Source organism: Sinorhizobium sp. Y406, from assembly GCF_058732025.1.
Map to the genome: position 1 here is coordinate 571699 of NZ_CM178974.1, position 19617 is coordinate 591315.

Consider the following 19617-nt stretch of genomic DNA (forward strand, 5'->3'; position numbering starts at 1 on the left):
AATATCGCAGCCGTTCGTGACAAAGGACAGAAATAGCGGTTTCTAATGCCGCGCTATCGGAGCAAATATCTCTCTCTTCGCCGAAAGCCTTGAAAAATGGCGTCGGGCGAGCGGGCTTGGCGCGTCATTGCGCGGCGGCCTGGCTTTTGGCGCCGCTTCGGCGCAGCAGGATACTCTGCGCGACGAAGGTCCGCGAAAGGCCGTGATAGAGCGGCTCCGGCGAAATCAGCCGCGATGTGACATAGCCGAGCATCGAGGCGGCCATCAGCGGGATGACGCCCTGGTGGTGGCCGGTCATTTCCATGACGATGACGAAGGCCGTCATCGGTGCCTGGACGATACCGGCGAAGTAGCCGGCCATACCGAGCACGGCACCGAGCGCGATGCTGGCACCGAGGAGCGAACTCAAGCTGCTGCCGAGGCCGGCGCCGATGGCAAGGGACGGTGCGAAAATGCCGCCGAGAATGCCGGAGCTCATCGCCGCGAAGCCTGCAAGCAGTTTGCCGATGAAGAAGAAGAAGGGCAGGGGCTCGCCGCCGACGGCGGCATGGGCCTGCTCGTAGCCCGTCCCGAAGGTGGCGCCGCCCGAAACGACGCCGATTACGGCCGTTGCCAGGCCGCAGCCGCCGGCGAGCATCAGCATGCGTTTCAGCGGCTCCGGCTGGGCCCAGCGGCGGATGCGCCGCGTCAGCCGGAGGCTTGCAACGCTGAATCCCGCACCCAGCATGCCGCCGCCGACGCCACAGACGGCGATGAGCAGAAAGTCGCGGGCGCCGCTTGCCGTCACCGAGGCGGTGCCGAAATAGGTGTAGTTTCCCGAAAGGCCGAGCGCTGCGAGCCCCGACAGGATGACGGCCGTCAGCGCAAGTCCGTTGGCGCGTGGCGAAGACAATGCCGGCAAGCGGCGTGTTGAAGGCGGCCGCGATGCCGGCGGCGGAGCCGGCTAGGATCAGGCCGCGCGCCTGCGCCATGCCGCCCCAGCGGGCGGCCTCGAGCATGATCGAGGCGCCGACCTGGACCGTCGGCCCTTCGCGCCCGATCGAGGCCCCACCGAAAAGACCGAGCACCGTCAGCAGGATTTTTCCGAAGGCAAGCCGCAGCGACAGGAGCCTCGCACGGTCCTGCGGACCATGGAGTTCGCGCGCGGCGATCGCCTGCGAAATGCCGCTGCCTTGCGCATTCGGAAAGAAGCGGATGGCGAGCCAGGCCGAGAGCACGAAGGCGGCCGGCGTCATCAGAAGCGGCAGCAGGAAGCCCCATCGACCGCTCTCCGTCAGTTCGTGAAACGCGTGCTGCGCCCAATCGGCGAAATTGGCGAAGACGACGCTGATGATCCCGACCGCGATGGCCCCTGCCCAGAAGACGAGTCTCGGCCGCCAAACGTCGTAGGAGCCCCATAGGACCTTGGCATTTCACGAAGTTGGAAGGCATGTCGTCTTCTTAGCGGCGATCTTCGCCGAGCACAAATCCGAGATGCCGCATTCTGGCGAGGCGATTGGGGGGAGAGGTGGCGCAACGTCCACACCCTTTTCGCGCCGCCGGAGGGCGCCTCGCGTTCAACAATCGGTGAACCTGCTGTTCTTCTCTCGGCCGCGCTCCAAGTTCAGGAAATCAATCTGGACAGGGAAGGAAAGACAATGTTGTCGACACGCATTCCCATAGCCGGCTTGCTCGGCCTGCTCCTCGTCTCGGGAGCCTATGCGCATCACGGCTGGTCCTGGGCGGAGGCCGATCAGGTCGAGCTTTCCGGCGTGATCCGCGAAATCTCCATGGCGCCGCCCCATCCGACGCTGCGGGTGGAGACGGAAAATGACGGCGTCTGGCGCGTGGAACTCGGCAATCCGCGGCTCACTCAACGTTCGGGTTTCGTCGAAGGCGTCGCGAAGGTCGGCGATCCGATCGTGGTGCTCGGCAATCGCTCTCTCGACCCGAACGAGAAGCGGATGAAAGCCGTGCGGATCACCGTCGCCGGAAAGGTCTATGACATCTATCCGGACCGGATCCAGACGAACTGATGGAAGCGGTGGCGACACTGGAGTGGATCGCAGGGCTGCCGGTCGCCGTCGCGCTCCGGCGCTCCGCAACTTTCTACATCTTCGTGAACGCCGCCCATATCCTGTCGATCGGGATCATCATCGGCACGATCCTGCCGCTGGACCTAAGGCTCTTGGGTATAATCCGGGCAGTTCCGGTCGCAGTGATCGGACCGTTCCTGTCGCGCGCCGCAGCCGTCGGCGTCGCGCTGGCGATCGCCACCGGCTTCTGCCTCTTCAGCGTCAATCCGCTTGAATATGCCGGCAATCCAGCGTTTCTGACCAAGATGTCGCTGCTCGCTCTCGGCGTCGCCAATGCGACTCTATTGCACCTCGCGCCGCAATGGCGCGCCGCCGTAAATGGCGGACCGCTTTCCTGGCGGGTCCGCCTTTCAGGCTTGCTTTCGTTAGCGATCTGGACCGGGGCGGTTGTTGCCGGCCGCTGGATCGGGTTCCTCTTGGAGTAGAATCACCGGTCGCTGACCGCCCAGCGCGGATTGATCCAGGGCTCCTGGTTGGAGCGGGCAAGCGGCTGCTTGCCAAGGATATGGTCGGCAGCTTTCTCGCCGGTCATGATCGAAGGGCCGTTGAGATTGCCATAGGTGATATGCGGGAAGATCGAGGAGTCGGCGACACGCAGGCCGTCGACGCCGATCACCCGCGTCTCCGGATCGACGACAGCCATCGGATCGTCCTTAGAGCCCATCTTGCAGGTGCCGCAGGGGTGATAAGCGCTTTCCAGGTGCTCGCGCAGAAAGGCGTCGATCGCCTCATCCGTCTGCACGTTTTCGCCTGGCTGGATTTCTGGCCCGCGATAGAGGTCGAAGGCCTTCTGGCCGAAGATTTCGCGCGTCAGCCGTACGCAGTGGCGGAATTTCTCCCAGTCCTCGGGATGGCTCATATAATTGAAGCGGATCACCGGATCGGCCTTCGGCTCTGAGGAGCGGAGAGTCACGGCGCCGCGCGATTTCGACAGGTTATAGCCGACATGCACCTGGAAGCCGTGCGAGTTCGCCGCTGCCTTGCCGTCATAGCTGATCGCCACCGGCAGGAAGTGGTACTGGATATCGGGCTGCTTGACACCGGGCGCAGAGCGCAGGAAGGCGCAGGCTTCGAACTGGTTGGAAATGCCGAGGCCGGACTTGAAGAACATCCATTGCGCACCGGCAACACCCTGCCAGAACCAGGGCAGCCAGGAATAAAGCGACACCGGCTTGGTGCTGATCTGCTGGAAATAGAACTCCATATGGTCCTGGAGGTTCTGGCCGACGCCCGGACGGTCGAGCTTCACCTCGATGCCCATCTCCTTCAGATGATCGGCCGGGCCGATGCCGGAGAGCATCAAGAGCTTCGGCGAGTTGAAGGACGAGGCGGAGACGATCACTTCGCGATTGGCCTTGACTACTTCTATACGGCCGCCGCGCTCGATCTCGACGCCGGCGGCCCGGCCGTTCTCGATTAAGACCTTGCGGGCGAAGCAGCGAACGAGTTCGACGTTCGGGCGCTTCAGCGCCGGCTTCAGATAGGCGGACGCCGCCGACCAGCGCCGGCCTTTCCACGTCGTCTGTTCCATTAGCCCGAAACCTTCCTGCTTCGAGCCGTTGTAATCCTTCGTCAGTTCGAACCCGGCCTGCTTTCCGGCTTCGATGAAGGCGTGGAAGAGCGGGTTCTTGACCGGTCCGCGCTGGACATGCAGCGGCCCGTCGGTGCCACGCCAGCCCTCCTCTCCGCCATGCGAGGTCTCCATCCGCTTGAAATAGGGCAGCACGTCCGCATAGGCCCAGCCCTGGGCTCCGAGTTCTTCCCAGCGGTTGAAGTCTTCCGCATGCCCGCGCACATAGACCATGCCGTTGATCGAGGAGGAGCCGCCGATCACCTTGCCGCGCGGTGCGGTGATGCGGCGGTTGTTCAGCTGCGGCTCCGGCTCAGAAAGATAGCCCCAATTGTAGCGGTTCATGCTCATCGGCCAGGCAAGTGCTGCCGGCATCTGGATGAACGGACCGAAGTCGGTGCCGCCGAACTCCAGCACGATAACCGAATGCTTGCCGTCTTCCGACAGGCGATAGGCGAGCGCCGAGCCTGCCGAACCGGAACCGACGATGACGAAATCTGCCTGCATAATGGTGGTCTTCCTGTATCCCTGATGGCCCCTCATCCGGCTGCCCTTCCTCCGCCGTAGCTGCGCTACGGCTGCGGAAGATGACCGGCACCCGCCCGTATCCAGTCACCTCTCCCGCGAGCGGAAGGTGAATCACATCAATACGGCGCCTCGACCGGTCCCATGCCGACATAGACGGTCTTGAGCTCGGTATAGTGGTTGAGCGCCGCGACCGAATTCTCTCGCCCGAAGCCGGATTGTTTCGATCCGCCGAAGGGGATCTCGACCGGGCAGAGATTATAGGTGTTGATCCAGAGCGTGCCGGCCTCAAGCCGGTCGACGACGCGGTGGGCGCGCGTGAGGTCGGCGGTGAAGACGCCGGCCGAGAGGCCGAATTCGGTCGCGTTCGCCCGGGCGACGACCTCCGCCTCTTCGTCGAAATCGAGGACGCACATGACCGGGCCGAAGATCTCTTCGCGTGCGATCGTCATCTCATCCGAGACGTCGGCAAAGACTGTCGGCTGGATGTAGGTGCCTTCGCCGCTCACATGGTTCGGAATGCCACCGCCGGTCAGGAGCCGCGCGCCTTCCGCCTTTCCCTTTTCTATATAGGAGAAGACCTTGTCGCGCTGCGCCCTGGAGACCATCGGCCCGAGCTGCGTCGCCTCGTCCATCGGGTCGCCGATGACGATCGTCTCGGTGCGTTCCTTCAGCCGCGACAGGAAGGAGTCCTTGATCCTCCTCTGCACGAAGACGCGGGTTCCGTTTGAGCAGACCTGGCCGGTCGAGTAGAAGTTGCCGAGCATGGCGCCGCCGATGGCGCTTTCGAGGTCGGCATCGTCGAAGACGATCAGCGGCGATTTGCCGCCGAGTTCCATGGTGACGTGCTTGAGTTCGGCCGCGGCGGCGCCCGCCACTCGTTTGCCAGTCGGCACCGAACCGGTGAGCGAGACCTTGGCGATACCCGGGTGATTGACAAGCAGGGGCCCGGTCGAGCGGTCGCCCTGGATGACGTTGAAGAGCCCCTTGGGCAGGCCCGCTTCGATCAGGATCTCGGCGATCTTCAGGGCGCCAAGCGGTGTGTTCTCCGACGGTTTGAACACCATGGCATTGCCAGCGACAAGAGCCGGCGCGGCCTTCCAACAGGCGATCTGCTGCGGGTAGTTCCAGGCGCCGATGCCGACGCAGACGCCGAGCGGCACCCGCTTGGTATAGGCGAAGTCGCCGCCGAGGGGGATATAGTCGCCGTTGAGCGCGGCGGGCGCGACGCCGCCGAAGAATTCCAGGCTGTCCGCGCCGGACGTGGGGTCGGCGACGATCGTCTCCTGTATCGGCTTGCCGGTGTCGAGCGTCTCGAGTTCGGAAAGCTCGCGGTTGCGCTCGCGCATGATCTCGGCGGCTCGCTTCAGGACGCGGCCACGCGCCGTGGGGCTCATCGCCGCCCATCCGGGCTGTGCCCGCTTCGCGGCTGCGATTGCCTTCTCGACGATCGCCGGCGTCGCGGCATGCAGCCGCGCAATTACCTCGCCGGTCGCCGGATAGATGCTCTCGATCATCGTGCCGGCCGCGTCCTCGACATATTCGCCATCGATGAAGTGCGACGCTTTGGGTTGTGCTCTCATTTTATTCTCCCCGCGGACAGCGTTTGGATTCGGTTTTGCGTTCAGCTTCTCTGTTGTTCAGGACCGAGGCAAACGGCCCCTTATCCTCCATTCGGCCGCAAATGCGCGCTCACGTAATCCTCCGTCAGCGCGATCGAGGCCTCTATGCTGATCGGCGCCGATTTCAGGCTTTGCCGGATGTAAAGCCCGTCGATCATGGCTGCCGCCCCTTCGGCAATGCGCTCCGCGTCGGCTGCGGGGCAAAGCGCCCTCAAACTTGCAAGGAGATTGGAGCGCAGCCGTCGCGCATAGACGACGAGCAGCCGGCGAACGTCTTCGGAGCGCTGCGCCTCGGAATAGAAGGCGAGCCAGGCGGCCACCGTCTCCGGCGCGAATTGATCGGCCCGGAAGCTGACGCGGATGAGGGCGCTCACCTTTTCTCGCGGTGTATGCGCCGCCTTGAGTGCCGCGACGGCGTCCCGGCGTAATTGACCGAGCAGGCTGCGGATCGTCGCGATCAGCAATTGCTCCTTGCTGCCGAAATAGTGATGCGCGAGCGCCGGCGAGACGCCCGCCGTCCGGGCGATCTCGGACATGGTCACGGCCAGTGTGCCTTGACCGCCGATCACACGCAGCGCCGCATCGACCAGCGCCTTGCGGCGCACCGGCTCCATCCCGACCTTGGGCATCCTAAGACTCCTTTGACGATTATCAGTCTATTGTTGATTGACGCGTCAATCAACAAAAATCGTCATGCCCTTTCCGCTTTCTTTTTGTCCGGAAATCCGGCTCAATCATGGGATAGCGCACGCACCATTGCCGGACTGGAGGTTGAAGTATGGCTGCCAACAGGTTCGAAGCTGGCGACGGGGAGACCGTCGCAGGGAAATGGGCGTGGTTCGTCGCGCTCGGTGTGCTTTTGATCATGGCCGGCGGTATTGCCTTCGGTAATCTGCTGATGGCGACGGTTGCCTCCGTCTACTATGTCGGCGTCATCATGCTGATCGGCGGCTTGCTCAATCTCGGCCAGGCCTTCCGCGTCAAGGACTGGGGAGGTTTTATCTACTGGATGCTGAGCGGCGCCTTCTATGCGGCGGCAGGACTTTTCACCTTCGTCAATCCGCTGCTCGCCTCCTCGGTGCTGACCCTTCTGCTGGCGATCGCGCTGATCGCAGCCGGCGCCTTCCGTGTCTGGGTCGGTTATAGGCTCAGCCCCCTTGCTGGCTGGGGTTGGGTCCTGATCGGCGGCCTGATCACCCTCGTGACCGGTCTCGTCATCGCCGCCGGTTGGCCGATCGACAGCCTCTGGATCCTGGGCCTGTTGCTGTCCATCGACCTCGTCATGCAGGGACTCGCGCTCATCGCCTTCGGCGTCCTTGTGAAGAGCTAGCCCGCGATACAATCGTTGGGCGGATGGCGATGTCCTGCTCACCGTCCGGACGTTGCAATGTTCACAAAAGCTTCACAGTCGCGAAAGACTTCGTTGACGCTTGCCGTCGATGCTGGTGGACGGTCCGACCCGTCCCATAATGGAGCCCGGCATGTCCGCCGTCCCCGCAGAAACGCTGCCGTTTCGTGGCTTCGGCGACGACCAGATCATAACGCTCGCGAAACTCGTCATCGAGAATGCCTTTCAGCCGATCGTCGAAACGACGACGGCGCAGTCTTCGGTTATGAGTCGTTGATGCGCGGCTTCGACAGGCTGGGCTATGCTTCGCCGCTCGAACTGCTCGACAAGGCGGAAGAGGTCGGGCAGCTTCTGGCGCTGGAGCACCTGATTAACAGCCGTGCCGTCGCAGCCTTTGCGACACTTCCGGATTTCTCCACCCGCACATTGTTCCTCAACTTCGATTTCAAGGCTGGTTGGCGGGGAGGGGGATGTCGTCGAGCGCCTCGTCAATCACCTCAAGCGTGTCAACATCGCCCCGTCCTCGCTCTGCTTCGAGCTGTCGGAGAGGTTCGACAACGGCAAGGTGCCGGATTTTTCGGCGTTTGTTCGGCAATTGCGGCTTGCCGGCTTCAAGCTGGCGATCGACGATTTCGGTGCCGGCTTCAACGGGCTGAGAATGCTCTGCGACCAGCCTGTCGATTATGTGAAGATCGATCGGCATTTCATTACCGGCATAGATAGGGATTCTCGCAAGCGCCACCTTGTGCGCCACGCCGTCAACATGGCGCATGTGCTCGGGACGCGGGTGATCGCCGAGGGTGTGGAAACGGAAGTCGAGTTCCTGGTGTGTCGCGATCTCGGCTGCGATCTGGTGCAGGGCTATTTCGTTGCCCGGCCGACGACGCATCTCAATGAGTTGCGGCCGGTCTATGCGCATCTCGAGTTGGGGGGGCGCACGGAGCCATTCATCGACTCTCGACAGCATTCTGATCCGCAAGGAGGTGGAGCAACTGCCGGCGGTCCGGGAGAGCGACGATCTCGACTCGGTGTTCGATCACTTCCGGCTCAACCCGCGCCAGCCCTTTTTTCCGGTGTTGATCGCCAATGGGGAGCCGCGCGGCATTCTGCATGAATATCATGTGAAGGAGATGATCTATCACCCCTTCGGCCGTGACCTGCTGAAAAACCGCATCTATCGGCGCCGCATTTCGCACTTCGTGACGCCTGCGCCCATCGCCGATCTGGACACGCCGGCCGATGAAATGCTGAAGATCTTTGCCGGCATGGATGGCAGCGATTGCGTTATCCTGACAGAGAACATGCGCTATGCCGGCATTCTTTCGGCTGCGTCGCTTCTGAAAATCATCAACGAGAAGCAGTTGAAGATGGCGCAGGAGCAGAACCCCTTGACCGGCCTTCCGGGCAACCGCGCCATACGCGACTATGTCCAGCAGGCGATTCTCGACGGCGACCAGACGCGCTATTTCTGCTATTGCGACTTCGACGACTTCAAGCCTTTCAACGATACCTATGGCTTCCAGAAGGGCGATCTTGCAATCGCGCTGTTTGCCGCGCTTTTGCGGCGCCACTTTATCGGTGAGGAGAAGTTTCTCGGCCATATCGGCGGCGACGACTTCTTCGTCGGCGTGAGCGGTCTTGGCGAAGGGGAAGTCCGCGCCGTCCTCACGCGCCTTCTCGATGATTTCCGATCCGACGTCCGGCAGCTCTATTCTCCGGAGCATCAGGCGGGTCGCATCAGCGGTTACAGCCGCGACGGCGGTGCCAAGGACTTTCCGCTAATGCGCTGTTCGATCGCGGTTCTGGCGCTGCCGGAAAGCTTGATCTTTTCGGATACCCAAGCGGTAAGCAAAAGGATCGCCGAGATCAAGGGGCGCGCCAAGGCGAGCGAATCCGGATTGGTCGTGGAATTGCTCGACAATCGATGACCGATGCATGAACGACGCTCTTTCCGGCGTGGCGAGTGAGCGGTAGTTATAGGCTGACTGCCTTTGCGAGGATGCCGCCATGCCGACCGATATGCTCCCGAACGAAATGACCCATGTGGACCTCCGGAGCCCCGGCGGCGCTGAAAACATGGTGCTGGCGCGCGGTCGGCTGCCGGAGGTCGGTCCCGGCGACATTCTTATCCGCGTCGAGGCCTTCGGCGTCAACCGGCCGGACGTTCTGCAGCGCAAGGGCGATTATCCTCCGCCGCCCGGCGCAAGCCCCATTCTCGGTCTGGAAGTGGCCGGCGAAGTGGTCGCGCTTGGAGATGGCATCACGGGTTTCTCGGCCGGCGACAGGGTCTGCGCACTCGCCAATGGCGGCGGCTATGCCGAATATTGTGCCGTGCCGGCAACGCAGGCGCTGATCTTTCCGAAGGGCTACGACGCTGTGAAGGCGGCGGCGCTCCCGGAGACCTTCTTCACCGTCTGGGCCAACGTCTTCGACATGGCCGGTCTGAAACGGGGCGAAACGATCCTCGTCCACGGCGGGTCGAGCGGCATTGGCACCACCGCGATCCAGCTTGCCAGAGCCTTTGGCGCCGAGGTTTTCGCCACGGCCGGCAGCGCCGCGAAATGCACGGCTTGCGAAACGCTCGGGGCGAAGCGGGCGATCAACTACCGTGAGGAGGATTTCAAGGAGGTCGTGCTCGACGAGACCGGCGGGCGCGGCGTCGATGTCATCCTCGACATGGTCGGCGGCCGCTATTTCGGACGCAATCTCACGACCCTTGCCCAGGACGGGCGCCTGTCGATCATCGGTTTCCTCGGCGGCGCGCGGGTCGAAGACGCCAATATCGCGCCGATCCTGACCAGGCGGCTGCACGTGATGGGGTCGGCCCTGAGGCCCCGCAGCGCGGCGGAGAAACAGGCGATCCGCGATCGGCTCGCCGAAAAGGTCTGGCCGCTTCTGGAGGCGGGCGAGGTGGCGCCGGTCATTCACGCCGTCATGCCCCTCGAGGAGATCGCCGATGCCCATCGGCTGATGGAGGAAGGTGAGCATATCGGCAAGATCGTGATGCGGATCGCCTGAAAGCGAGCTGCGAAACCGCCACGCGCTCCTCAGTCTGGATTGGCCATTAGACGATAGTATCCCTTGTATCGGGGCACAAACCGCTTACCTTAGCTTCATCGGCAACAACAGAAAGGAAGGTGATCCAATGTCTAGTGAGATTTCGGTCTTGGTGATGGGCATGGGAGAGGTGAAGGAGTCGAGGCAACCCTCGGCCTGACGCCACCTTCCTTTGGGCCTCACGGCCCGCCTATCATGAAGCCAAAGCTCATGGAAGGGTCGCCAAGCGCGGCCCTTTTCCTTTCCAGGCCTTCGCCTTGCAGCACCGCGAGTCTTTCAGACGCTCAAAGTGGCTGTAACTCTTTGAACCTGCCCAGCGAATCTGCGCAGCGAGCGAAAATCAGAACCGATTTTCGGGCCAATGCGCTAGATTCCCAGGCGTCCCACCGCCGGTACCTTGATTCCCGGCCTTGCAATGTCGATGCCGGCCACCAGTCCCATGAAATGCAGTTCCACTCCGCTACGCCAGCCGGCAGAGATGCCGGCCAGCCCATAGAGCGTCGCATGCAGATCGCGGCCGTCGGCATCGATCTGGAAGAGTTTGCCGTCCGGCAGATAATCGCGCCCTACGGCGTCGGGCGGAAGCACTGCCCCGAGTTCGGGCACCGAGCGCAGGACATGGGCGACGAAGGTGTTGGAGTTCGGCCCCGGCCACAGGCGGTAGGCGCCGGGCGCGGAATAGGGATAGGCGGCGATCGCCTGCTCGACCTTCGGTATCAGCCGCTCGGCGTCCTCGCCGGTAACGGCTACGACGATGCGCGGGTCGTTCGAATACCAGCGGCTATCGGCCTGATAGGCATTCTTGCGGATCGGCTTGCCCCAGCCGACTTTCTCGTAACGATCATAGGTCGGCGCCCCCTCGTTCTTGGTGACGATCCACGCATGGCTTGCAACCGCGCCCTTCATGCCGCCGGTCGTGGCCGAGAAGACATAGATCGCCGCCTCCGGGCTCTCCGTCGCTGGCGGCAGTACGCCGGCGGAGGACCAGTCCGCGTCGCGCCAGCTCTGCGGCCGCTCCTTCAAATACCAAAGCCCCGCCGACGAAAGCGCCGGAAGCAGGTAGATGACGGCAAAGGCGAACAGGAGGCGGCGAAGTATTTTCATGGATGTCTTTGTTGCTATGGAATAGCTGATAGAAGCATCGCCGATGATGGAATTTTGAGGGCAGGAAATGTCGAATCCCGTTTTGGTTGAAGTGACGCGTGGAGATCTTGTCGAGAGCCGCCACCGCGGTGCCGTCATCGCCGTCGATGGCGACGGCAGGACGCTCTTCGCCCTCGGCGAGACGGAAGCGCCCGTGTTTCCGCGCTCGGCCTGCAAGGCGATGCAGGCCCTGCCGCTCGTGGAAAGCGGTGCGGCGGACGCCTACGGCTTCGGCGCCAAAGCGTTGGCGCTTGCCTGTGCCTCCCATTCGGGCGAGCCGGAGCACGTGGCACTCGCGTCCGAGATGCTGGCGGCCGCCGGCCGCGACGTCGGTGCGCTCGAATGCGGCGGGCATTGGTCGAACGACCAGGCGACGCTGATCGAACAGGCGCGCACGTTGGAAAAGCCGAACGCGCTCTACAACAATTGCTCCGGCAAGCATGCGGGCTTCATCTGTGCCTGCTGCCATTCCGGCACGGATCCTGCCGGCTATGTCGGCTATGATCATCCGATCCAGCGGGAGATCCGCGGCGTGATGGCAGATCTCACGGGCGCCATTGCCGGTCGGGACAATTGCGGAATAGACGGCTGCTCGATCCCGACCTATGCGGTGCCGCTCAAGGGGTTGGCCGGCGGCTTCGCCAAAATGGCGACGGGGATCGGCCTCGAGCCCCTGCGGGCGAGCGCTTCAAAGCGCCTGATCGACGCCTGCATGGCTGAACCCTTCTATGTGGCGGGCACCAAGCGCGCCTGCACGCGGATGATGAAAACGGCGCCGGGCAGGATTTTCGCCAAGACCGGTGCCGAGGGCGTCTTCTGCGCCGCGATCCCGGAAAAGGGGATAGGCATCGCGCTCAAATGCGAGGATGGCGCGACCCGCGCCGCGGAAGCAATGGTCGCGGCGACGCTTGCGCGCTTTTTCGCGGACGAGCCGGAGATCCATGCGGCGCTGATGGCGCAGGCCAACCGTCCGCTGCGCAACTGGAAGAGGATCCATGTCGGCGGTGTGCGCGTGGGGGACGCGTTCGGCCCATGAGCGAAGATCGGCGGACCGCGGCCGGCGCGGCTTGACAGCCTTTCCGCCTTCGAGATGAATTGCGACAGTTTCCGAGGAGGCACGATGATGCTGAAGCTCTACTATACGCCCGCCACCTGCTCGCTCGCCTCGCATATCGCGCTCGAGGAAGTGGGCGTCGTCTATGAAGCGCACCGCGTCGACTTTTCGAAGGCCGAGCAGACCAAGCCAGAATATCTCGCCGTCAATCCCAAGGGCCGCGTGCCGGCGTTGGTGACCGATCGCGGCACGCTGACCGAAACGCCGGCGATCCTTACCTATATCGCTCAAAGCTTCCCCGAGGCCGAACTGGCGCCGCTTGACGATCCTTTCGAATTCGCGCGGCTGCAATCCTTTCTGAGCTATCTCTGCTCGACGGTTCACGTCGCGCATGCCCATGCCCGCCGAGGAGCGCGCTGGGCGGACGATCCGGCGGCGCAGGAGGCGATGAAGGCGAAGGTGCCGAAGAACATGGCGGATTGCTTTTCTCTGATCGAGAGCTCGATGCTTTCCGGCCCCTTCGTCATGGGCGAGAACTATACGATTGCCGACCCTTATCTCTTCACCATTGCGGGCTGGCTGGAGGCCGATGGGGTCGACCCGGCGCAATTCCCCAGAGTTCTCGAGCACCGCAACCGAATGGCCGAGCGTCCGGCCGTCGCCAAGGCGCTGGCGGCGGCTCAAGGCTGAGCTCAGCAGCCGGGCCAAACGTCGTGCGCTATCTCCTGCAATATCTATCGCGAAGGAGCGCGACAAATCGAATCCAAATCGTATTCTTCATTCGCGCGAAGCTCTTGCCTTTGACGACCCGTGCTGGCGCGATCAGCGGCAGTCGCAGGTATTGTCTGCGGAAGTGCGCGGCCAGGGCCATCCCGGAAACGGCAGGTCGGCGAGCTCGCGTTCCTCCATCCTCATAAGGTCTGGATGCTGTAGCGGGTCGCGCAGCCAATTCACCGCCTCATGACAAGGGTCGCTGATCGGGTCGCCTTTGGGTCTCAGCATGGAGAAAAACTTAATCATGACGGCCCCCTTTCGACGCTGCAAGCATTGCCCTCTTTGATGTCCAAGCGCGATGCAGGTCTCCTGCAGCAAAGCGCGTTGAAGACGAGAATCCGTCCAACTGCATATAAATGCAATTGAGTTTCCTGGCGGCCAAGTTTAGAAAAACTAAATGAGAGAGCTCAATACGGTGCATCTGAACGGATTGCGTGCGGTCGAGGCTGCTGCCCGGCTGGGCTCGCTTGCGGCCGCTGCCGACGAACTGGGCGTAACCCCCGGTGCGGTCAGCCAGCAGATTGTGAAAACGGAAGCGCAGCTTGGGCGCCGGCTCTTCGAACGCTCGCCGCGCGGGCTCGCCGTCACCGACGCGGGCCGGCCGCTTTTGGCGCGCCTTTCGCGGGCCTTCGCGGAGCTTGCGCAGGCGGTGGCCGAGACGCGGCACCGCGACGACTCGGTGCTGACGGTTTCTGTCGCGCCGATCTTTGCCGCCCGCTGGCTTGTCTACCGATTGAACGGCTTTGCCGAGCGCCATCCAGACGTCCGGCTGAGGATCGATGCGACAACCAGGCTCGTCAGCCTTGACGCCTCCGACGTCGATCTCGGCATTCGCGTGGGAGCGGGGCGCTGGTCGGGAGTGCGTTCGGAATTGCTCCTGGAGCAGGAGGTCTTTCCCGTATGCTCGCCGGCCCTCGCCGCGGAACTACGCGAGCCGGCGGACATCCTGAGACTCCCTGCGGTCGTGGACGAGCATGCGATGTTTTCCTGGGATGTGTGGCTGAAGGCCGCCGGGCTCGCTGGCGCCGAGATCAGCGTGCGCCACAGCTTCAATGACGCCTCGCTCGCACTCGATGCCGCTATCGCGGGGCAGGGCGTCATGCTCGCCTGGCAAACACTGGCCGGTTACGCGGTAATGAAGGGCAGCCTTGTCGCGCCCTTCGGCGTCCGCGCGAAAACCGGCTTTGGACATTATTTCGTGACGTCCGCCTCGCGACGTGAAAGCAAGGCGGCGCTCGCCTTCAAGCAATGGGTGCGCGAAGAAGTGGAGGAAGGAATGCGGCAGCTTGCGGCTATGCCGGTTCCTTCAGCCGTTCCTCCATCATAGCCTTGAAGGCGGGACGCGACTGGCAGCGCGCGAGCCAGGTCTTGATGTGCGGGTGCCGATCGAAGAGCGCGGTCTGGCTCATGGCATAGCGGAAGACCTCGGCGAGGTTCAGGTCGGCAACGGTGAAGCGATCGCCGATCACGTAGTCGCGATCCTTCAGATGCGCCTCCAGTACGGCAAAGGCCTTCTCAAGCGACTGCGCGCAAGCGGCGATGCGTTCGCGGCCCTCCGGCGTTTCTTCGATGCCGTCGTCATAGGCGAGCACAATGTTGACCGCATGCGGCTCGACTTCCGTTGCCGCCCACATGGTCCAGTTGCCGATCAACCCTTCCTCGACAATATCGACCGGCGCCAGCGGGCCCCCATATTTGCGGGCGAGATAGAGGTTGTTGGCAAGGGACTCGGTCAGGATCAAACCGCCGTCGTCGATCGCCGGGATGAGCCCCATCGGATTGACGGCAAGGAAGCTCGATGACCGGGTGTTGAGGGGCGCATCGGCAGCCAGGGGATCGGCGAGGCGGCGTGCCTGGATCACCGCTACGGACTTGAAGGGAACGCCAAGTTCGCGTGCCATCCAGTAGTTGCGGGATGCGCGCGAGCGATAGACGCCGTAAATCGTCAACATCACCAATCCTCCTCCAAAGAGCGGCGGCCTCTTCAGGAGCGCCTCCATACTGCAGCGATCGCCCGTTGTCATAGGGCGTCGCCGCTCACCACGAAAGCCGGCGGCGTTGATAGGCTCATGAAATCTTTTGATGTGGAGCGGATCCGGATGCCCTCCGCAGCCTCTCAATTTGGAAAGTCTAACCTCCTCTCGTCAGACCGTGCTCGGCCGCGGCTGTCCGACGTTCATCGGCTGCCGCTCATTGGCTGCTTGTCGGCATGCAACAATTCAAAGTGTGCCACAGCGATGTCTTCGCGTCTGAAAAGACGCACGGCACTGGCGGACGATGCCGTGATCGTGATCGCAAGTTGGGCTGACACAGGCGAGCAGCGGCCGTAAATACAAGTTCGGAGTGAAATCGAATTTCCAGCACGCTCCGCCCTCCGCCCCGCGATTTGAGCGGAGTTGGAATTGTTCGACGCAAGGCCATCGTGATCTGGTAGCAAGGAGCGGGACAACGCGAATCACCATTGTGCCGCTCCTTCATTACGCTGCACTTAAACCGATAGAGTTCGATGTCATCGCTACCTTTGTTCTCTCGCCGCCGTTTTCTGCGCGGCTCCGGGCTCGCAATCGCCTCCGTCGGGCTTGCAGGCTGCACGTCCTCCATGAATACCGACCGTTTCCGCCAGCAAACGATGCCGGTCTTCCGCAATCCTGCGCTTGAGGAGCACTGGATCGAACCGGGGGCCGCGATTATCGAGGGGCCGGTGCCCACCGGCCTTCCGCCGCAGGATGCCTATTATGCGGATGTCTACGCGGCAAAGGAGGATGGCGGCTTTCTGCTTCCAGCCGTGCCCTATCGCCAGATCGACCCGCGTTTCTATCGTCAGGAGGTCAATGATCCCTTCGGCGAAGCCCCGGGCACGATCGTCGTCGACACGGCCGATCGCTATCTCTACCACGTCCAGCCGGGCGGCCGTGCCACGCGCTATGGGGTCGGTCTCGGCCGCGAGGGTTTCGCCTGGTCTGGGCGCGGTGTGATCCAGTGGAAACAGAGGTGGCCGAAATGGACGCCGCCGGAATCGATGATCGCCCGCCAGCCGGTGCTCGCAAAATATTCCGCCGACAAAGGCGGCATGCCGGGAGGGCTCGACAACCCGCTCGGGTCACGCGCGCTCTACATTTTCCAGAACGGCCAGGACACGCTTTACCGGGTGCACGGCACGCCGGAATGGCAATCGATCGGCAAGGCCGTTTCGTCCGGTTGCGTGCGCATGCTCAATCAGGACGTCATCGATCTTTATGACCGGGTGCGCGGAAAGGCGCCGATCCTCGTCGTCTGATAGGCCGTCAAGGACGTCGTCAATCTTCGCTGCGTGTCTCGGCGAGACGCTGTGTCAATCGGTGCAGCGCCTCACGCAATTCGCCCACTTCCTCGAGGCTGCAGCCGGTCGCCTTGCCAATCTCCGCAAGGATGGTGAAGGCCTCGGTCTTCAAGGTTCGCCCGTTTTCAGTCAAGCCGACTATCACCTGGCGCTCGTCGGCGGGGTCGCGCAGGCGGCGGACATAGCCCGCCGCCTCCAACCGCTTCAGGAGCGGCGACAGCGTGCCCGAATCGAGACCTAGTTCCTCGCCGATCCGCTTTACCGTCATGGCGTCCTGTTGCCACAGCGCCAATAGGACGAGATATTGCGGATAGGTAAGGCCAAAGCGGTCGAGCAAAGGCTTATAGGCGCGATTGAAGGCGTGAGTGGCGGAATAGACGGCGAAGCAGAGCTGCTGGCCAAGCGCCAGCGCCTCATCGGGCAAAGCATCGGATTTGGCCGTTTTGGTCATGGTGGCATTGTCTCAAATTCGGCTGAGAAATGCAATTTGCAAAATTAATTTGCGTGCAATTTAATTTTGCGCTATCTAGATGTCATCGGTAACCAGACGAGAAGGAGAATGCAATGCCCATCCTCTACCGCACCACCGCATCCGCTACCGGCGGCCGCTCCGGCCAGGCCAAGAGCGCCGACGGCGTCCTCGATGTCACCCTCACCGTGCCGAAGGAACTCGGCGGCGATGGGGCTCGCGGCACCAATCCGGAGCAACTTTTCGCTGCCGGCTACTCCGCCTGCTTCCTGGGTGCGCTGAAAGCCGTCGCCGGCAAAGAGAAGGTAAAGCTTTCCGAGGGCACGAAGGTCACGGGTACCGTCGGCATCGGCCCGCGCGAAGACGGCACGGGCTTCTTCATCGATGTGGCACTCGAAGTCTCTTCGCCCGATGTCGACAAGGCCGTTCTCGAGGATCTGGTCCAGAAGGCGCATATCGTTTGCCCCTACAGCCACGCGACGCGGGGCAATGTCGACGTGAAGCTGTCGGTGGCCTGATCGCCATACAGCACCGTGCGTTCCTCGGCACATGCGAAGATGCGGCAGAGACCTGAACGCCGAAGCCCGCGATGTGATTGCGGGCTTCAGTTGGCAGTTCGATATCGTGTCAGGCCTTCTTGAGGAACTCGGTGCGGAGCACTAGTCCCTTGATCTTTTCGACGCGGCATTCGACCTCGTCGGGATTGTCCGTGAGCCGGATGCCCTTCACCAGCGTGCCGCGCTTCAGCGTGGTGGAGGTCCCTTTCACCTTCAGGTCCTTGATCAGCGTAACATTGTCGCCATCCATCAGGATGGCGCCGTTCGAGTCCTTGACGTCCATCGTCGATCCTTTTCCGAGCACCGACGGTCCTTCGGCGACATTACCAAGGTCGAGGCCCACCGGCCTCCATAATCTGGAGGGAGGCACAGGCGCAAGCGCAATCGCGGTCGCTTGTCGGTTCCTATCGCTTCAGACTGCCCAGAATGCCGCGAACGATCGCCCGGCCGACCTGTGTGGCGACCGTGCGGGCGACCGATTTCAGCGCCGCTTCCACGATCGTTTCTCGCTGATAGCCGGAGGAGCGTGGCCGGGCGCGGCGGCCCGATGACGCCTCGTCCGTATCGTCGCCGAAACCGGGCAGGGTCCAGCGGCTGCGGCCGGAGGGCGCTTCGGCGGCCTGCTCTTCCGCCTGCCGCGCCGCCTCTGCTGCCTTGGCCGTCCGTTCGGCCAGGATCTCATAGGCCGATTCCCGGTCGAAATCCTCGTCATAGAGCCCGCGCACCGGGCTGACATTCAACGTGTTCTGCCGCTCGGCCTCCGTCAGCGGCCCGAGGCGCGAAGACGGCGGGCGGATCAGGGTCCGCTCGACCACCGACGGCGAACCCTTGCCTTCGAGCGTGGAGACCAGCGCTTCGCCGGTGCCAAGCGTGGTGATCACCGTGGCGCAGTCGAAGTCCGGATTGGGGCGAAACGTATCGGCCGCCGTCTTCACCGCCTTCTGTTCGCGCGGGGTGTAGGCGCGTAGCGCATGCTGCACGCGGTTGCCAAGCTGCGCGAGCACGGTTTCCGGCACGTCGAGCGGGTTCTGGGTGACGAAATAGACGCCGACGCCCTTTGAGCGGATCAGGCGAACCACCTGCTCGACCCGTTCGACCAGCACCTTCGGCGCATCGTTGAAGAGCAGGTGCGCCTCGTCGAAGAAGAACACCAGCCGCGGCTTCTCCGGATCACCGATCTCCGGCAGTTCCTCGAACAGTTCGGAGAGCAGCCAGAGCAGGAATGTCGCGTAGAGCCGCGGATTCATCATCAGCTTGTCGGCGGCAAGCACCGAGATCGCGCCGCGCCCGTCATTGGTCGTGCGCATGATATCGGTGATCTTCAATGCTGGCTCGCCGAAGAAATGATCGGCGCCTTGCTGCTCCAGGATCAACAGTTCGCGCTGGATCGAGCCCAGGGAGGACTTGGAGATGAAGCCGAACTGGTTCGAAAGTTCGCTGGCATTCTCGCCCATGTACTTGAGCAGCGCCTGCAGGTCTTTCAGATCGAGCAGCGGCAGACCGCCTTCATCGGCGATCTTGAAGGCGATGTTCAACACCCCTTCCTGCGCATCGGTGGCGTTCATCAGGCGCGATAGCAAGAGCGGCCCCATCTCCGACATTGTCGTGCGGACCCTATGGCCTTTCTCGCCGTAGAGATCCCAGAAGATTACCGGAAACTCCTGGAAGTCGTACGGGGAAAGGCCGATCTGCTCGGCGCGCTTCAAAAGAAAGTCCTTCGGCTCGCCGATCGCACCGATCCCGGACAGATCACCCTTGACATCGGCACAGAAGACGGGAACGCCGGCATTCGAGAAGCCCTCGGCAAGGATCTGTAGCGTCACGGTCTTGCCGGTGCCGGTCGCACCGGTGATCAGACCATGGCGATTGCCGAATTTTAGATCGAGATACTCGCCCTTGTTGATCGAATCGTCCGGCTTGCGGCTGGTGCCGATATACAGCTTGCCTTCCTGCAGCATGGGAGCCTCATTTCCGTTCATCAATTTTGCCAATGGAAGCGGACATTTGCCGCCAATCGCCATCGAAATGTCGTCGGTTTTGTTATAGGAGGTGAGGCTCTGTCCGGCAACAAAACTTGCGCGGACTGAAAGACTTGCAGACGGGG

17 protein-coding genes and 2 pseudogenes are annotated in these 19617 nt (G+C 62.7%); 10 read left to right on the top strand and 9 right to left on the bottom strand.

Going from position 1 to position 19617, the window contains the following annotated elements; genetic code table 11:
- Positions 1 to 124 precede the first annotated feature (124 nt).
- A pseudogene (locus AC4P1R_RS02740) lies at positions 125 to 1409 on the bottom strand (chloride channel protein); the annotation flags it as partial.
- A gap of 228 nt (positions 1410 to 1637) precedes the next feature.
- Here AC4P1R_RS02740 and AC4P1R_RS02745 point away from each other — a divergent pair.
- The gene (locus AC4P1R_RS02745) at positions 1638 to 2015 is read left to right on the top strand and encodes a DUF6152 family protein (protein ID WP_151610932.1); all 378 of its coding nucleotides are present in this window, start codon (positions 1638 to 1640) and stop codon (positions 2013 to 2015) included.
- Positions 2015 to 2500 (top strand): DUF6644 family protein, encoded by a 486-nt coding sequence (locus AC4P1R_RS02750; RefSeq protein ID WP_492177387.1) that lies wholly within the window; start codon positions 2015 to 2017, stop codon positions 2498 to 2500. Before AC4P1R_RS02745 ends, AC4P1R_RS02750 begins: the two co-directional genes overlap by 1 nt.
- Before the next feature lie 2 nt (positions 2501 to 2502).
- Here the strand turns inward: AC4P1R_RS02750 and betA are convergent, their stop codons facing one another.
- The 3 genes from betA to betI all read right to left on the bottom strand — a co-directional run bounded on the left by betA (position 2503) and on the right by betI (position 6421).
- Complete coding sequence (betA, locus tag AC4P1R_RS02755) at positions 2503 to 4152, bottom strand: choline dehydrogenase (protein ID WP_069460443.1); 1650 nt, start codon at positions 4150 to 4152, stop codon at positions 2503 to 2505.
- A gap of 137 nt (positions 4153 to 4289) precedes the next feature.
- The gene (gene betB / locus AC4P1R_RS02760) at positions 4290 to 5753 is read right to left on the bottom strand and encodes a betaine-aldehyde dehydrogenase (protein ID WP_151610933.1); all 1464 of its coding nucleotides are present in this window, start codon (positions 5751 to 5753) and stop codon (positions 4290 to 4292) included.
- Between the two features lie 80 nt (positions 5754 to 5833).
- Positions 5834 to 6421, bottom strand: coding sequence for a transcriptional regulator BetI (betI, locus tag AC4P1R_RS02765; protein ID WP_069460445.1), 588 nt, complete (start codon positions 6419 to 6421; stop codon positions 5834 to 5836).
- A gap of 149 nt (positions 6422 to 6570) precedes the next feature.
- Here betI and AC4P1R_RS02770 point away from each other — a divergent pair, with 149 nt between their 5' ends.
- From AC4P1R_RS02770 to AC4P1R_RS02780, 3 genes and pseudogenes are all read left to right on the top strand, one after another.
- Entirely contained in the window at positions 6571 to 7122 is a 552-nt protein-coding gene (locus AC4P1R_RS02770; RefSeq protein ID WP_151610934.1) for an HdeD family acid-resistance protein, read from the top strand.
- 151 nt (positions 7123 to 7273) lie between these two features.
- Positions 7274 to 9068 (top strand): annotated as a pseudogene (locus AC4P1R_RS02775) (GGDEF domain-containing protein).
- 79 nt (positions 9069 to 9147) lie between these two features.
- Positions 9148 to 10158, top strand: coding sequence for an NAD(P)H-quinone oxidoreductase (locus AC4P1R_RS02780; protein WP_192803737.1), 1011 nt, complete (start codon positions 9148 to 9150; stop codon positions 10156 to 10158).
- Between the two features lie 405 nt (positions 10159 to 10563).
- On the opposite strand, the gene AC4P1R_RS02785 is transcribed toward AC4P1R_RS02780, so the two are convergent.
- Positions 10564 to 11301, bottom strand: a complete 738-nt coding sequence (locus AC4P1R_RS02785; RefSeq protein WP_492177388.1) for a DUF3750 domain-containing protein — start codon at positions 11299 to 11301, stop codon at positions 10564 to 10566.
- A gap of 67 nt (positions 11302 to 11368) precedes the next feature.
- Here AC4P1R_RS02785 and AC4P1R_RS02790 point away from each other — a divergent pair, with 67 nt between their 5' ends.
- The 3 genes from AC4P1R_RS02790 to AC4P1R_RS02800 all read left to right on the top strand — a co-directional run bounded on the left by AC4P1R_RS02790 (position 11369) and on the right by AC4P1R_RS02800 (position 14495).
- The gene (locus tag AC4P1R_RS02790; protein ID WP_151610936.1) at positions 11369 to 12376 is read left to right on the top strand and encodes an asparaginase; all 1008 of its coding nucleotides are present in this window, start codon (positions 11369 to 11371) and stop codon (positions 12374 to 12376) included.
- An 87-nt stretch (positions 12377 to 12463) separates the two neighbouring features.
- Positions 12464 to 13084, top strand: coding sequence for a glutathione S-transferase family protein (locus tag AC4P1R_RS02795; RefSeq protein WP_151611933.1), 621 nt, complete (start codon positions 12464 to 12466; stop codon positions 13082 to 13084).
- Between the two features lie 481 nt (positions 13085 to 13565).
- Positions 13566 to 14495 (top strand): LysR substrate-binding domain-containing protein, encoded by a 930-nt coding sequence (locus AC4P1R_RS02800; RefSeq protein WP_151610937.1) that lies wholly within the window; start codon positions 13566 to 13568, stop codon positions 14493 to 14495.
- Here the strand turns inward: AC4P1R_RS02800 and AC4P1R_RS02805 are convergent.
- Positions 14461 to 15120 (bottom strand): glutathione S-transferase family protein, encoded by a 660-nt coding sequence (locus AC4P1R_RS02805; RefSeq protein WP_151610938.1) that lies wholly within the window; start codon positions 15118 to 15120, stop codon positions 14461 to 14463. The genes AC4P1R_RS02800 and AC4P1R_RS02805 overlap by 35 nt on opposite strands.
- A gap of 554 nt (positions 15121 to 15674) precedes the next feature.
- Here AC4P1R_RS02805 and AC4P1R_RS02810 point away from each other — a divergent pair.
- Positions 15675 to 16445 (top strand): L,D-transpeptidase family protein, encoded by a 771-nt coding sequence (locus AC4P1R_RS02810; RefSeq protein WP_069460452.1) that lies wholly within the window; start codon positions 15675 to 15677, stop codon positions 16443 to 16445.
- Between the two features lie 19 nt (positions 16446 to 16464).
- On the opposite strand, the gene AC4P1R_RS02815 is transcribed toward AC4P1R_RS02810, so the two are convergent.
- A complete protein-coding gene (locus AC4P1R_RS02815) occupies positions 16465 to 16938 on the bottom strand; it encodes a MarR family winged helix-turn-helix transcriptional regulator (protein ID WP_069460453.1) in 474 nt (157 codons plus the stop codon).
- Positions 16939 to 17051: 113 nt separating this feature from the next.
- On the opposite strand from AC4P1R_RS02815, the gene AC4P1R_RS02820 reads away from it, so the two are divergent.
- Positions 17052 to 17474, top strand: coding sequence for an organic hydroperoxide resistance protein (locus tag AC4P1R_RS02820; protein ID WP_069460454.1), 423 nt, complete (start codon positions 17052 to 17054; stop codon positions 17472 to 17474).
- 109 nt (positions 17475 to 17583) lie between these two features.
- Here AC4P1R_RS02820 and AC4P1R_RS02825 read toward each other — a convergent pair whose 3' ends face one another.
- Both AC4P1R_RS02825 and AC4P1R_RS02830 read right to left on the bottom strand, forming a co-directional pair.
- Positions 17584 to 17796: an alkylphosphonate utilization protein gene (locus AC4P1R_RS02825; RefSeq protein ID WP_069460828.1), complete on the bottom strand. Its 213-nt coding sequence runs from the start codon at positions 17794 to 17796 to the stop codon at positions 17584 to 17586.
- Positions 17797 to 17917: 121 nt separating this feature from the next.
- Complete coding sequence (locus AC4P1R_RS02830; protein WP_151611934.1) at positions 17918 to 19471, bottom strand: helicase HerA-like C-terminal domain-containing protein; 1554 nt, start codon at positions 19469 to 19471, stop codon at positions 17918 to 17920.
- Between the last annotated feature and the right edge of the window lie 146 nt (positions 19472 to 19617).